General features: G+C 61.3%; 11 protein-coding genes and 3 tRNA genes. 6 read left to right on the top strand and 8 right to left on the bottom strand.

What is annotated here, in order from left to right:
* Positions 1-8 precede the first annotated feature (8 nt).
* The 4 genes from ACZ881_RS01725 to bcp form a co-directional block, all read right to left on the bottom strand.
* Positions 9-1,514, bottom strand: coding sequence for a malate:quinone oxidoreductase (locus ACZ881_RS01725; protein ID WP_179017210.1), 1,506 nt, complete (start codon positions 1,512-1,514; stop codon positions 9-11).
* A 79-nt stretch (positions 1,515-1,593) separates the two neighbouring features.
* Positions 1,594-3,261, bottom strand: a complete 1,668-nt coding sequence (locus ACZ881_RS01730; protein ID WP_091468234.1) for an ABC transporter substrate-binding protein — start codon at positions 3,259-3,261, stop codon at positions 1,594-1,596.
* A gap of 168 nt (positions 3,262-3,429) precedes the next feature.
* A tRNA-Leu gene (locus ACZ881_RS01735) sits at positions 3,430-3,511 on the bottom strand.
* A gap of 63 nt (positions 3,512-3,574) precedes the next feature.
* Positions 3,575-4,048, bottom strand: a complete 474-nt coding sequence (gene bcp / locus ACZ881_RS01740; RefSeq protein WP_476112180.1) for a thioredoxin-dependent thiol peroxidase — start codon at positions 4,046-4,048, stop codon at positions 3,575-3,577.
* Positions 4,049-4,132: 84 nt separating this feature from the next.
* Here bcp and ACZ881_RS01745 point away from each other — a divergent pair, with 84 nt between their 5' ends.
* On the top strand, positions 4,133-4,594 hold the full coding sequence (locus ACZ881_RS01745; RefSeq protein WP_091468228.1) for a MarR family winged helix-turn-helix transcriptional regulator: 462 nt from the start codon (positions 4,133-4,135) through the stop codon (positions 4,592-4,594).
* Positions 4,595-4,697: 103 nt separating this feature from the next.
* On the opposite strand, the gene ACZ881_RS01750 is transcribed toward ACZ881_RS01745, so the two are convergent.
* From ACZ881_RS01750 to ACZ881_RS01765, 4 genes are all read right to left on the bottom strand, one after another.
* Positions 4,698-4,773 (bottom strand) — tRNA-Lys (locus ACZ881_RS01750).
* Positions 4,774-4,966: 193 nt separating this feature from the next.
* Positions 4,967-5,042 (bottom strand) — tRNA-Lys (locus ACZ881_RS01755).
* 117 nt (positions 5,043-5,159) lie between these two features.
* Entirely contained in the window at positions 5,160-6,323 is a 1,164-nt protein-coding gene (locus ACZ881_RS01760; RefSeq protein ID WP_476112182.1) for a PQQ-dependent sugar dehydrogenase, read from the bottom strand.
* A gap of 54 nt (positions 6,324-6,377) precedes the next feature.
* A complete protein-coding gene (locus ACZ881_RS01765) occupies positions 6,378-7,364 on the bottom strand; it encodes a sunset domain-containing protein (RefSeq protein WP_476112184.1) in 987 nt (328 codons plus the stop codon).
* A 179-nt stretch (positions 7,365-7,543) separates the two neighbouring features.
* Between ACZ881_RS01765 and ACZ881_RS01770 the strand changes: the two genes are divergently transcribed.
* The 5 genes from ACZ881_RS01770 (at position 7,544) to ilvC (ending at position 14,134) form a co-directional block, all read left to right on the top strand.
* Positions 7,544-8,476, top strand: coding sequence for a LysR family transcriptional regulator (locus ACZ881_RS01770; protein ID WP_476112186.1), 933 nt, complete (start codon positions 7,544-7,546; stop codon positions 8,474-8,476).
* Positions 8,477-8,607: 131 nt separating this feature from the next.
* On the top strand, positions 8,608-10,329 hold the full coding sequence (gene ilvD / locus ACZ881_RS01775) for a dihydroxy-acid dehydratase (RefSeq protein WP_179017214.1): 1,722 nt from the start codon (positions 8,608-8,610) through the stop codon (positions 10,327-10,329).
* Positions 10,330-10,623: 294 nt separating this feature from the next.
* Positions 10,624-12,528: an acetolactate synthase large subunit gene (locus tag ACZ881_RS01780; RefSeq protein ID WP_017199595.1), complete on the top strand. Its 1,905-nt coding sequence runs from the start codon at positions 10,624-10,626 to the stop codon at positions 12,526-12,528.
* A 2-nt stretch (positions 12,529-12,530) separates the two neighbouring features.
* A complete protein-coding gene (gene ilvN / locus ACZ881_RS01785) occupies positions 12,531-13,043 on the top strand; it encodes an acetolactate synthase small subunit (RefSeq protein WP_011775174.1) in 513 nt (170 codons plus the stop codon).
* A 32-nt stretch (positions 13,044-13,075) separates the two neighbouring features.
* Positions 13,076-14,134, top strand: a complete 1,059-nt coding sequence (gene ilvC, locus ACZ881_RS01790) for a ketol-acid reductoisomerase (RefSeq protein ID WP_091469577.1) — start codon at positions 13,076-13,078, stop codon at positions 14,132-14,134.
* The last annotated feature ends 34 nt before the right edge of the window (positions 14,135-14,168 follow it).

Consider the following 14,168-nt stretch of genomic DNA (forward strand, 5'->3'; position numbering starts at 1 on the left):
GGTGTGGCCTAGCTCTGGATGGCGTTGGCCACTTCCAATTGCAGCGACCTGGCGGTGCTTGCTTCCAGTTCCGCGGCCAGGTCCGGATTCTCGTTGAGCTTGACGCCGTAGCCCGGCATCATGTCCTTGAGCTTGGACTGCCATCCCTTGAAGTTCTTGGGGAACGACTTTTGCAACAGTTCGATCATGATGGGCACGGCGGTTGAAGCACCCGGAGAAGCGCCCAGCAGGGCGCCGATGGAACCATCGCGGGAAGCAATGACTTCAGTGCCGAACTGCAGGACGCCACCCTTCTGAGGGTGCTTCTTGATGATTTGTACACGCTGGCCGGCGGTGATCAGTTCCCAGTTGTTCCCGGCTGCTTCGGGGTAGTACTCACGCAGGGCCTCCACCTTGGCCTCATGCCGCTTGGCAACCTCCTTGATGAGGTAGGCGGTGAGGTCCATGTTGTCTTTGGCTACGGCCAACATGGGAATGATGTTTCCCGGCCGGATGGACAGCGGAAGGTCCAGGTAGCTGGAGGTCTTCAGGAAGTTGGTGGAGAAACCCGCGTACGGGCCAAAGAGGAGGGAACGCTTGCCGTCCACGTAGCGGGTGTCCAGGTGCGGAACGGACATGGGCGGAGCGCCAACGGACGCCTGGCCGTAGACCTTGGCGCTGTGCTGGGAGGTAATGGCGTCATCCGTGCAGCGGAAGAACTGGCCGGACACGGGGAAGCCGCCGTATCCCTTGCTCTCGGGGATCCCCGAGGCCTGTAGCAGGTGGAGGGCACCGCCGCCCGCTCCAACGAAGACGAACTTCGCGTGGATGCGGCCGTGCTCGCCGGACTTGGGGTGTTTGATGGAGAGGTCCCATCCACCACCTGCTGCGCGGTGGATGTTGGTGACGTCGTGTCCGTAGTTGACCTCGGCGCCGCTGCTTTGCAGGTAGCCGGTCAGTTCGCGGGTCAAGGCGCCGAAATCGACGTCGGTGCCTTCCGAAGCGCGGGTTGCGGCCACGCGCTGCTTGCGGTCGCGGCCCTTGACGATCAAGGGGGCCCACTTGGCGATTTTGTCCTGGTCCTCGGTGTACTCCATGCTGCGGAACAGCGTGTTGGGCTTCAGGGCCTCGTACCGGGTCTTCAGGAAGTTCGCGTGGTCATCGCCAATGACGAAGCTCATGTGCGGGACGGTGTTGATGAAACCTTTGGGGGACCCGATCACGTTGCTGTCCACCAAGTGGGACCAGAACTGGCGGGAAAGCTGGAACTGCTCGTTGATGTGCAGGGCCTTGGAGGGGTCTACGGAACCGTCTTTTGCAGCGGGAGAGTAGTTAAGCTCACACAGCGCAGCATGGCCGGTGCCGGCGTTGTTCCATGGTCCGGAACTTTCGAGCCCTGCTTCGTCGAGTCTTTCGAAGAGGGAGATGGTCCAGGTGGGTTCAAGTTGCTTGATGAACGCACCAAGGGTGGCACTCATGATTCCACCGCCAATAAGGACGACGTCGGCATGTTGAGTCTTGGAAATGAAGGTCACGATCAATCTCCGTTAGCGGCGGCACTGGCTGTCACAGAATATCCCCGCGCAGACTCAATACTGAAATTGCGGGGAATCGTCAAGGCTTTAGGCGGACGTTTGTGAAAACTTCGTTGAGGACCGGGGAAGCCGGGTAGCTTTCCACCTTGTTGGACAGCGCCAGGGCAGAGATGGGGAAGGCGATGGGCACAGCCGGTACCGACGCCGCGATCTCTGCGTTGATGGCTTGATACTGGGTGTTGCGGTCGTCGCCTTCGGGCATGGCCCGCGCGCGTTCTATCTTGTGGAAGACTTCCGAGTCTGCGTAGCCGAACTCGGCGCGTGATTCGCCGAACAAGGGTCCCAGGAAGTTGTCCGCGTCCGCGTAGGAGCCATTCCAACCGAGCAGGTGCAGGCCGCGGTCACCGGCCGATTGGACCCGCTGGAGGTAGCCGTCTTCCCAATCGATGGGAACCGGCTTGATGTTGAAGCCGACAGCCACGAGTTGGCGGCTGAGTTCGGCGTAGATCTTTTCCGGCGTGGGCATGTAGGCCCGTGTGGCGTTGAGCGGGTAGTAGAACTTCAGTTCTTCGCCCTTATAGCCGGCCTTCTTCAAGAGCTCTTTGGCCTTCTCCGGGTTGTATCCCAACGAGGGAGCATTGTTGTTGAAGCCACTTAGTTTGGGCGGCACGAACTGGGAAGCCTGCGCGGTGTTGTCGATGAAGAACTTTCGGATCAACGCTTCCTTGTCGATCGCCATTTCTATCGCTTGGCGGACCTCAGGCTTTTCCAACGGTGCCACAGCCTGGTTGATGCCGAGGTACATCACCGAGAACGGGTCGCGCTGGATGATCTGGACACCCTTCTTGACCAATTGGTCAAAGGTTCCGGAGGTCACAAGATCATAGGCGTCGATCTTGCCGTCCAGCAGGGCCTGCTGACGGGTTTCCGCGCGATCGTAGGGGACGAAGTTGATGGTTGCTATTTGTCCCCTGTTGCCCCAGTAGCCCTTGTAGCTGGACAGGGTGAGTTTCTTCTCGTCCCAGCCAGTGAACTCGTACGGGCCCGTACCCACGGGATGGCCGGCGTAGCTGGACATGGCCTGGCCATTCCGGACCTGGTCAAGGACGTTGGCTTTCTGTGCCTGCAGAGCGGTCGGGGAGGAGATTGCGAAGGCCGGCAGTGTCAACGCCTGGAGGAATCCCGTGAAGGGACGCGTCAGATTGATCCGGACGTCGCTGGCCGAGACCACTTTGCAGTCTTTGAAGATGGAGAACACCGGCTGGTCCGAGTAAGCCTTGAATACGCTTTGGAACGAAATCCCGGGGGCCTGCTTTCGGAGGTCCTCGGGGAAGGTGAACCAGCGGTTGAAGTTGGCGCATACTGCGGTTGCGTCCAGTGGAGTGCCGTCGTGAAATGTCACGTCGGAGCGGAGCGTGAAGTCGTAGCTCAGCCCGTTGTTGCTGTCTTTCCACTCAGTGGCGAGGAGGGGAGTGGTCTGCCCTGTCTCACCGTCTACCCCCACGAGCCCTTCGAGGACTTGACGGGTGACACGGTAGGACTCGGAATCGGCGGTGACTGCAGGATCGAGGCCCAAGGGCATGGACGCCGTGCCGAAATTGAAAGTTGCCGAAGGTTCAACGGCGGGGGAGTTGCTGGTGGATGTAGACAGTGCGGGGCCGGGTGTTCCTGTGCACCCTGCCAGTCCCAAAGCCAGTACGGCAGCTCCGAACTGAATGCTTAGGTGCCGCATTTTGCTGCTTGCCACTCTTGTCCCCTCAAGCCGGTTGGAAGTGCTGTGGCCGGCTTCGGCCAGACCGCATTCCAGTCTAGTTGAACGTCCTGAGTGCACTTCCCAGCGCACCTCAGGATGGCCCCCCGCGGCTTGAGGAGAAAAATACCCCCGGTCGTGCAACCGGGGGTATTCACATATCTGTGCGCAAGGGGGGACTTGAACCCCCACGCCCGAAGGCACAGGAACCTAAATCCTGCGTGTCTGCCAATTTCACCACTCGCGCTGGCTGGCTAACGAACCGCCGGGTTGGACGGTCGATGCCATATACCGGCCTCCAGTGTACCCGCTACTTGTCCAGCTTGAGATCCCGCCGGAGCTTGGCCACGTGCCCCGTAGCGCGTACGTTGTATTGCGCCAGGGAGAGCTTTCCATCGGGATCGACCACAAAGGTGGATCGGATCAGCCCCATATAGCTGCGGCCGTAGTTCTTCTTCTCGCCCCAGGCCCCATACGCTTCGGCAACGGAGTGGTCCTCGTCCGAGAGGAGGCGGAAGGTCAGTTGTTCTTCCTCACTGAACTTGGCAAGTGTCTTGACGGGGTCGGGGGAGACTCCCACCACTTCGTACCCTGCAGCCTGCAGTGATCCGAGCGTGTCGCGGAAATCGCAGGCTTCCTTGGTGCATCCGGGAGTGGAAGCGGCCGGGTAGAAATAGAGGATGGTTTTCCGTCCCCGGAGGTCCCCCAAGCTCATGCTCTTGCCGGTTTCGTCCTGAAGTGTGAAGTCCGGGGCGATGTCTCCCGGGATAAGTCGTTCAGCCAAAATGTGCTCCTTGCCAGTGATCGCGATTTCCCAGTTTAGTAGGAGAAGCCGCGTCCTCACCGCTTCCGCGCATATACTGTCGGCATGCCAGATATGGAGAGATGGCCCACCACCCGATTGCTTTCGACAGCTGCACGCCTGGTGGAAATCTCGTGGAACGAAAAATTGAAGTCCATCGGCCTGACCCACGCCGGTGTCATTGCCATGCAGGTATTGGCTGCCAAGGGTGCCATTACGCAGGCGGCTTTGGCCGAAGTTGCGCGGGTCAAGGCCCAAACAATGGGGACCACCCTGGCGAGGCTTGAGCTGCACGGGCATGTCACCCGGCAACGCAGTGATTCCGACCGCAGAAGTCACGTGGTGACCCTTACCGACGCCGGTATTGCAGCGCTTGCAGAAGCAGTAAAGCTTGAGCAGGATGTCTTGTCGCCCGTTGCCGTGGACACCGCCCGCCTCCGCGAGGAGCTTCGGATCGTTGTCAGGGGCCTTGCCGGGCTGCCGGCGCCGGAATCGCACCAGGTTGACACCGACCTGCCTCAAGTCTGACCGAAGCCTGTGGCCGGGGTTTAAGTTGCGAAGCCCCGGCATGGAAACAGATGGAATACAGAAAGGCTCCGGATCGTATCTACGATCCGGAGCCTTTCCTCTGTGGTGCACCCCCCGGGACTCGAACCCGGAACCCATTGATTAAGAGTCAATTGCTCTGCCAGTTGAGCTAGAGGTGCAGCTATTGTTTCGGCTTATTCGGGAAATTCACATTCCCCGTTGACCTCCGCAACGACAAATAACTCTACACCACTATTTGACTGTTGGAGACCAAAAGGCGCAATGCGTGATGAACGCCATTTGATTGACCCGAAAAGAGTATTGAACAACAAAAAAGGCCTTGGAGTGAGATTCACTCCAAGGCCTTTTGCTTGGTGCACCCCCCGGGACTCGAACCCGGAACCCATTGATTAAGAGTCAATTGCTCTGCCAGTTGAGCTAGAGGTGCAGCTGTTGATTCTGATCAAACCCGGAAGCTTTTCTTTCCCCGGCGATCTCCGCAACGACATGTAACTCTACACGACTTCCGCCGAAGAGGGAAATCGGCACCTCGTCGCCTGCGGTGTCACGGCCCAACCTTCAGAATCACCGCGAAATCAGGGTTTCTGTTGTTGCTGATAACCCAGAGGGTGCCGTCTGGAGCTCGGGCTACGTCCCTGAGCCGCCCGTATTGTCCTGTGAAATAGGCCACAGGAGTGCCCGCGTTCTCACCCTCAAGGGGAACCGCCCACAGTCTTTGACCACGAAGCGCACCGGTGTAGGCAATGCCATCCACGATTTCGAGTCCGCTCGGTGAGGCGTCCGACGTTGAGGGCCAGACGACCTTCGCATCGATCAGCCCGCTTCTGCCCGGCGCGCCGGTCACGGTAGGCCAACCGTAGTTGCCGCCCGGGGTGATCAGGTTCAGTTCGTCATCCACGTCCGGCCCGAATTCGCTGGCCCAGAGGCGTCCGTCACTGTCCCACGCCAGGCCCTGCACGTTACGGTGCCCATAGCTGTAGACAGCGTTATCGCCGAAGGGATTACCCGGCGCCGGGCGTCCTTCCGCAGTAAGCCTAAGGATTTTGCCTCCCAGGGCGTTTGTATCCTGGGGTTGCTCCCGGCGCTGGGAATCGCCGGTGCCCACGTACAGGAACCCATCCGGGCCAAAACGGATTCGACCACCGTTATGGGTTGAGGCCTTGGACATCCCGGAGAAGATCACTTCAGCCTCGCCCAAGGCCAATTGACCACCAGAGTCCTCAGTCAACTTCATCCGCGCAATCCGGTTGTCGCTCGGCGAAGTGAAGTATGCGTACAGCCACCGGTCCGTTGCGAAGTCAGGTGAGAGGGCCAGTCCGAGCAATCCGCCTTCTCCGCCGGGGTCGACGCCGGACACTTCGCCTATGGTGGTGGCCTCGCCGTTTCGGATGCTCTTGACCTGGGCGGAGTCGCGCTCGGAGACCACAGCTGTGCCGTTTGGCAGGAAGACCACCGACCATGGCAGTTGCAGTCCGACGTCGAGCTTTTGAGCGACTTCCGGGATCCGCGGCGACGCGGGCGTCGTTTGGCTGCTTCCGGGGGCGGACGTCCCTGAAGCGGGTGTCCCCTCCTGGGTCGCCGACGCGTTGGGTGTTGCCGCGGTGCCCGGCGACGACGGACTGTCCGTGCATCCCGTTAGCGACAAGAGCAGGACAAGCGCGGAGGCGCGCATGAGGCGATCACGCCGTTCCGGAGAGCGCCTGCCCATGTTCCTGCCTGCCTGCATGTCTGGCCCGCGCGTTCTTCCCAGCGCGTGTTCTTCTCAGTGCCTGCTGCGGCGGGGTGGGCGGAAGCCGGCAGCCTCTGCGTGCGCGGAAGACTCAAACCACACATCGGCAGCAGCGTCGTCGTACCCTGCCGTGTCCTCGTCGTGGTAGGTCATGGCCGAGGCGTCAGCCTTGACCGGATACGCATCCCCTGGGGCGCTGGATGATCCGGTGCCGTAGGGATGCTCGACGGCCAGGTGACCAGAGGCCGCCGAATCCTCGGCCGCTGCGGACTCTGCTCCCGGCAGGGTGGGTGAGTGGGCATCGGTGTACTCGTGATGATGGACAGGGGTGCCGCTTCCGTCTGTCCAGGAAGACTCCCACTCAGCCTTATCTGCTGCCTCCTTGGAGGCGGCAGCGGAAGCACCTGTGTCCCAGTCGTCCACGTCACCGGCGTCCATGTCACCGGCGTCTGCGGCGTGGACCTTCGCGTCCGTGTCCACCACGGGTTCGGCCACCACTGGTTCGTCAATCACGGGTTCGGCCACCGCGGGGGGTGCGATGACTGGTTCGGCCACGGTCAATCCGGGTGTCGTGGCCGGCTGAGCGTCTGAGGCTACAACAGGTGGTGAGTCGTCGACGGCGGTGCGGGGCTCGGCTTGCATGTCATGGGTGACAGGGGAGGCGCCGTGGATTTCTTCGGAAGGTCCGGGTTCGGCGACGTCCGGTTCGGCAATGTCGGGTTCGGCAACCCTTGGTTCGTCGACAGTCGGGCCGCTGCCTTCGGCGGCGGTCTTGCCCAGGTTGGTTACCCCGGCCAGGCCGGCCACACCTGCTGCCGTTGCACCAGGGTCAGGCATGGAAGCTGTGTTACTGGGCTCCATCGCTGCCGGGGCCGTGGTGCTGGTTGTCCCGGAAAGGCGTTCATCGGCGGGAGCCTGGCTTGGGGTGGTATGGACGTTTCCTGCCTTGTTGCGGTTCATTAGCCACCAAACAATTGCGACGACCAAAACAATGACAATGACCCAAATTAACCAGTCCATGGTGGAAGCCCTTCTGCTCACTGGGGTGAAGCTCGTGGTAATGCCGACGTTACGTGCCTGCTTATGGGCTGTCCAGCGTTTGACCTGCCGGTTTGCCCGAAATGTCAGTTGCCTTACTAATTGCGGGCCGGGATAATTCGCGGGCAGGCAATTCTTCGGGAGTCGCCTAGTCTGGCTCCATGGACTTCAAAAGGCTGCAGATTCTGCGCGAATTGGCGGACCGGCAAAGTGTTGGCGCCACCGCCGAGGCCATGAATGTCACAGCCTCGGCGGTATCACAGCAGCTGAAAACGCTACAGGCCGAGATCGGTGTTGTCCTTGTGGAGAAAGTGGGCCGGGGCGTTCAGTTGACCGAAGCAGGGCTGGCCATGGCGGCAGCAGCAGCGGATATAGCCACAGCCATGGCCCGGGCCGAGTCCACCATTGACACCTACCGGAAGGGTTGGCAAACACGTGTTTCTGCTGCTTTCTTTCCCAGCGCTGCGGAAATGCTCCTCCCAGGTGTCCTGCACCGGGTCTCCTCCGTGGATGGTCTGACTTTCGATGCACATTTCGAGGATCCGGGAACCGCCCATTTCGCTCCCTTGGTGGCGGACTACGACATTGTGCTGGCGCACAGCGTGGACGGGCCGGAAGTTTTCGCCCGGCGGGGCCTGACCGTGGTGCCGCTCCTGGAGGAAGCCCTGGACGTCGCCATGCCGGCCGGTCATCCCTTGGCCGCAAAAGTCCGGCTCAGCCCCCAGGACGTTGTTGATTACCCGTGGATCGGGGTCCCGGAGGGCTTCCCGTTCGACACGGTGCTTCGCCAGATCGAACTCCATGCAGGCAGGCAGGCCCTGAGGGGTCAGCGATATCCGGATTTGAGGGTGCTTGAGGCTCTGGTGGGCGCGGGCCATGGCATCTGCCTTCTGCCTCGATACACGGCCCGGGCAAGTGCGCGGCGGGGACTCGTTCTCCGGCCACTTACAGGGGTCAAAGCAAGCAGAAGCATCGTGGCTTTGTCGCGGCAGGAAGTTGCCGCGCGGGCCACCATTGCAAGTGTCCTGGATATGCTCAAGAGCGAAGCTGAATCCATTGCCAAGGAACTCAATGAGACACGCCCCAACGTTTGAGGCGCAGGCCATTCGAGGCACGGACCTTCGTTTGGGGCAGGGTGGCCGAAAAATCGCAACATTCGGCAGTTTGGGCTTAACCCGGCGTGCATCAACGTTCGCAGCCGCCTGGTACACATAGACTTTGGACCATGAGTGACACCACCCGAATTGCGACGGACAACACGCCGGACATCAAACCCCGCAGCCGGGTGGTGACCGACGGCATTCACGCGGCGCCTGCCCGTGGCATGTTCCGTGCGGTGGGCATGGGAGACGACGACTTCGCCAAACCCCAAATTGGTGTTGCCAGTTCGTGGAACGAAATTACCCCCTGCAACCTTTCCCTTAACCGCCTTGCACAGGGCGCCAAAGAAGGCGTCCATGCGGGCGGTGGCTTCCCGATGCAGTTCGGCACCATCTCCGTCTCGGACGGTATTTCCATGGGCCACGAGGGAATGCACTTCTCGTTGGTTTCCCGTGAGGTCATCGCCGACTCCGTGGAAACAGTGATGCAGGCCGAACGCATCGATGGCTCGGTGCTCCTGGCCGGCTGTGACAAGTCCCTTCCCGGGATGCTCATGGCTGCTGCCCGCCTGGACCTCGCATCGGTGTTCCTTTACGCAGGTTCCATCATGCCGGGCTGGGTCAAGCTGGAAGACGGCTCGGAGAAGGAAGTCACCCTCATTGACGCCTTCGAGGCCGTGGGCGCCTGTGCCGCCGGCAAAATGAGCATGGAAGACCTCACCCGCATCGAAAAAGCCATCTGTCCCGGCGAAGGCGCTTGTGGCGGCATGTACACGGCCAACACCATGGCTTGCATCGGCGAGGCCTTGGGTATGTCCCTGCCGGGTTCGGCCGCTCCGCCGTCGGCCGACCGCCGTCGTGATGATTTCGCCCGCAAGTCCGGCGAGGCGGTAGTGAACCTGTTGCGCCTGGGGATCACGGCCCGCGACATCATGACCAAAAAGGCCTTCGAGAACGCCATCGCCGTCACCATGGCATTCGGCGGCTCCACCAATGCCGTGCTCCACCTGCTCGCGATCGCCCGCGAAGCCGAAGTCGAGCTGACGTTGGACGACTTCAACCGCATCGGCGACAAAATTCCCCACCTGGGGGACCTCAAGCCTTTCGGCCGCTACGTTATGACCGACGTGGACAAGATTGGTGGCGTGCCGGTCATCATGAAGGCACTGCTCGACGCCGGATTGCTGCATGGTGACTGCCTCACCGTTACCGGCAAGACGCTTGCCGAAAACCTCGCCTCGATCAATCCGCCGGACCTTGACGGCAAGATCCTCCGTGCCTTGGACAACCCCATCCACAAGACCGGTGGCATCACCATCCTGCACGGGTCCATGGCTCCGGAAGGTGCCGTAGTGAAGAGTGCAGGTTTCGATGCTGACGTCTTCGAAGGAACTGCGCGTGTCTTCGAGCGCGAACAGGGCGCCCTCAGCGCGTTGGACAATGGCGAAATCAACAAGGGTGACGTTGTGGTCATCCGCTATGAAGGCCCCAAGGGCGGCCCCGGCATGCGCGAGATGTTGGCCATTACCGGAGCCATCAAGGGTGCAGGGCTTGGCAAGGATGTCCTGCTGCTGACCGATGGCCGCTTCTCCGGAGGCACCACGGGCCTGTGCATCGGCCACGTTGCGCCGGAAGCCGTCGACGGCGGCCCCATCGCCTTCGTGAAGGACGGCGACCGCATCCGTGTTGACATCGCTGCCCGCTCCTTCGACCTCTTGGTCGACGAAGCCGAGCTCGAGGCCCGCAAGGAGGGCTGGGAGCCACTGCCAGCCAAGTTCACCAAGGGCGTGCTTGCCAAGTACGCCAAGCTTGTCCACAGTGCCTCCACGGGAGCGTACTGCGGGTAGTTCCTGCTTCGGACTCCGGCTGCCGTGCGGCGGCCGGAGTCCGGCAGGCGGACATTGCTGTCCAAATAGTGAGATACGATAGTGCCCGATTGACACGTATCTCACTTTGAGGGAACACTGAACGCATGATCACATTCGTTACCGTCGGCATCGTCGTCCTTACCAAGCGCGTGGCTTAGCCCGACTGGTAACGAACCGTCACGCGCAAACCCCTCTAAGAGCCGGAAGGCTGAGGGGTTTTTTTATTCCCCGAAGCAAGACCCACCTATTGAAGATCCACTAAGGAAGAGTCCGATGAGCAAAGGATCGCCGATCAGCCCCTCGCTGATGGCTGCAAAGTCCGCTGGAGCCCACAAAGCTCCGGAAAAGGTCGACCGTACGGCTGAGGCCGTCGTCGTCGACGCTGCTGCACCTCTCTCTCCTGTACTTGGGCCGAACACCGTTGTACCCCCAACGGTGATGTCCGGCTCGCAAGCAATTGTCCGTTCGCTCGAAGAACTCGGCGTGGACGATATTTTCGGTTTGCCCGGTGGCGCGATCCTGCCCACCTACGACCCCTTGATGGCCTCCAGCATGAATCACATCCTGGTCCGTCACGAACAGGGAGCCGGCCACGCCGCGCAAGGCTACGCCATGGTTACCGGACGGGTTGGCGTTTGCATCGCCACCTCGGGACCCGGTGCCACCAACCTCGTTACCGCCATCATGGACGCCCACATGGATTCCGTGCCCATGGTGGCCATCACCGGCCAGGTTTCCAGCGGTGTCATCGGCACCGATGCCTTCCAGGAAGCGGACATCGTGGGTATCACGATGCCCATTACCAAGCATTCGTTCCTGGTGACTGACCCCAATGACATCCCGCATGTCATGGCTGAGGCTTTCCACCTCGCGTCCACCGGCCGTCCGGGCCCCGTCCTGGTGGATATCGCCAAGGACGCCCAGGTTGGCCAGATGACCTTCTCCTGGCCGCCGAAGGTTGATTTGCCGGGCTATCGCCCCGTAGTGCGCGGCCACAACAAGCAGGTCCGCGAAGCTGCCAAGTTGATCGCTGCCGCCAGCAAGCCGGTCCTCTACGTGGGCGGCGGTGTGGTCAAGGGCCATGCGTCAGCAGAGCTCATGGAGCTCGCGCTGGCTACCGGCGCTCCCGTGGTCACCACCCTGATGGCGCGCGGTGCATTCCCTGATTCGCACCCGCAGCACGTTGGCATGCCGGGCATGCATGGCTCTGTCTCCGCCGTGACTGCGCTTCAGCAGGCTGACCTCCTGATCACCCTCGGTGCCAGGTTTGATGACCGCGTCACCGGCGTGCTGAAGACCTTTGCCCCGTTTGCCAAGGTCATCCACGCTGACATCGACCCCGCGGAAATCTCCAAGAACCGCACGGCCGATGTCCCGATCGTTGGCTCGGTCAAGGAAATCATTCCGGAACTCACCGAGGCCGTGAAAACGCAGTTTGAACTGAGCGGGACCCCGGACCTGGACTCGTGGTGGGCCTTCCTGGGCAATCTTCGCGACACGTACCCGCTGGGGTGGACCGAGCCCGAGGACGGGCTCACCGCCCCGCAGCGCGTGATCAAGCGGATCGGCGAGCTCACGGGTCCCGAAGGCATCTACGTAGCCGGCGTTGGCCAGCACCAGATGTGGGCCGCCCAGTTCATCAAGTACGAACGGCCCCACGCCTGGCTGAACTCAGGCGGTGCAGGAACCATGGGATACTCGGTTCCGGCAGCCATGGGCGCCAAGGTCGGCGAACCGGACCGCGTGGTCTGGGCCATCGACGGTGACGGCTGCTTCCAAATGACCAATCAGGAGCTGGCCACCTGTGCCATCAACAACATCCCGATCAAGGTCGCCATCATCAACAACTCCTCGCTGGGCATGGTCCGCCAATGGCAGACGCTGTTCTACGAGGGCCGCTACTCGAACACGGATCTGAATACAGGCCACGACACCATCCGGATTCCGGACTTCGTGAAACTGGCCGATGCCTACGGTTGTGCTGCACTGCGTTGTGAGCGCGACGAAGACATCGATGCCACCATCCAGAAGGCACTCGAAATCAATGACCGTCCCGTGGTCATCGACTTTGTCGTCAGCCCCAACTCGATGGTGTGGCCGATGGTGCCTTCGGGCGTCAGCAACGACCAGATCCAGGTTGCCCGCAACATGACCCCGGAATGGGAAGAGGAGGACTAGGCATGAGCCGCCACACACTGTCCGTTCTGGTAGAAGACAAGCCCGGCGTGCTGACCCGCGTGGCCAGCCTCTTCGCCCGGCGCGCGTTCAACATCAATTCCCTGGCTGTGGGACCAACCGAGGTTCCTGGCATGTCCCGCATGACGGTTGTCGTCGACGCCGACGGCGACCTCATCGAGCAGGTCACCAAGCAGCTCAACAAGTTGGTCAACGTCATCAAGATTGTTGAGCTGACTTCCGAATCTTCCGTACAACGTGACCACATCCTGGTCAAAGTACGTGCGGATGCCGCGACACGTCTGCAGGTTACCCAGGCTGCAGACCTGTTCCGTGCCGCTGTCGTCGACGTGTCCACAGACTCGTTGGTGATTGAGGCAACCGGTACCCCCGAGAAGCTCGCCGCGCTGCTTTCAGTGCTCGAGCCGTTCGGCATCCGTGAAATCGTGCAGTCCGGCACCTTGGCCGTTGGACGGGGATCCCGCTCCATGAGTGACAGGGCGCTCCGCTCCGCGTGAGCGTTGCGTCCAGTACCGCAGCACCACTATCAATATCGAAAAACCACTCAAGAGGAGTTACGCAAGTGACTGAAATGTTCTACGACGACGACGCAGACCTGTCGATCATCCAGGGCCGCAAGGTAGCCATCGTTGGCTATGGCTCCCAGGGCCACGCCCACGCACTGAACCTGCGCGATTCCGGCGTCGAGGTTGTTATCGCGCTGAAGGACGGCTCCAAGTCGGCCGCCAAGGCAGAGGACGCAGGCTTCACTGTCAAGAACGTTGCGGATGCCGCCGAATGGGCAGACGTCATCATGATCCTGGCACCGGACCAGCACCAGCGCTCCATCTACAACGACTCCATCAAGGACAAGCTGACCGAGGGCAAGGCACTCGCCTTCGCCCACGGCTTCAACATCCGCTTCGGCTACATCGAAGCTCCGGCAGGCGTCGACGTCATCCTGATCGCCCCGAAGGCTCCGGGCCACACTGTGCGCCGCGAATTCGAAGCCGGCCGCGGTATCCCGGACATCATCGCTGTTGAGCAGGACGCATCGGGTTCCGCATGGGACTTGGCGAAGTCCTACGCCAAGGCAATCGGCGGAACCCGCGCAGGCGTCATCAAGACCACCTTCACCGAAGAGACCGAGACCGACCTCTTCGGCGAGCAGTCCGTTCTTTGCGGCGGCGTTTCCCAGCTCGTCCAGTACGGCTTCGAAACCCTGACCGAAGCCGGCTACCAGCCGCAGATCGCCTACTTCGAGGTTCTCCACGAGCTCAAGCTCATCGTTGACCTCATGTGGGAAGGCGGCATTGCCAAGCAGCGCTGGAGCGTTTCCGACACCGCAGAGTACGGCGATTACGTCTCCGGCCCGCGCGTCATCACCCCCGAGGTGAAGGAAAACATGAAGGCTGTCCTCGCCGACATCCAGAGCGGTGCTTTCGCCAAGCGCTTCATCGACGACCAGGACAACGGTGGCACCGAGTTCAAGGAACTGCGTGCCAAGGCAGAGCAGCACCCGATCGAAGAGGTCGGCCGCGAACTGCGCTCCCTGTTCTCCTGGCAGCAGCAGGACGCTGACTATGTTGAAGGTTCCGCAGCCCGCTGATCCTTGGGTGCTGGCCTAACGGCCGGCGCACTAC

This window comes from Paenarthrobacter sp. TE3676 (assembly GCF_056279165.1).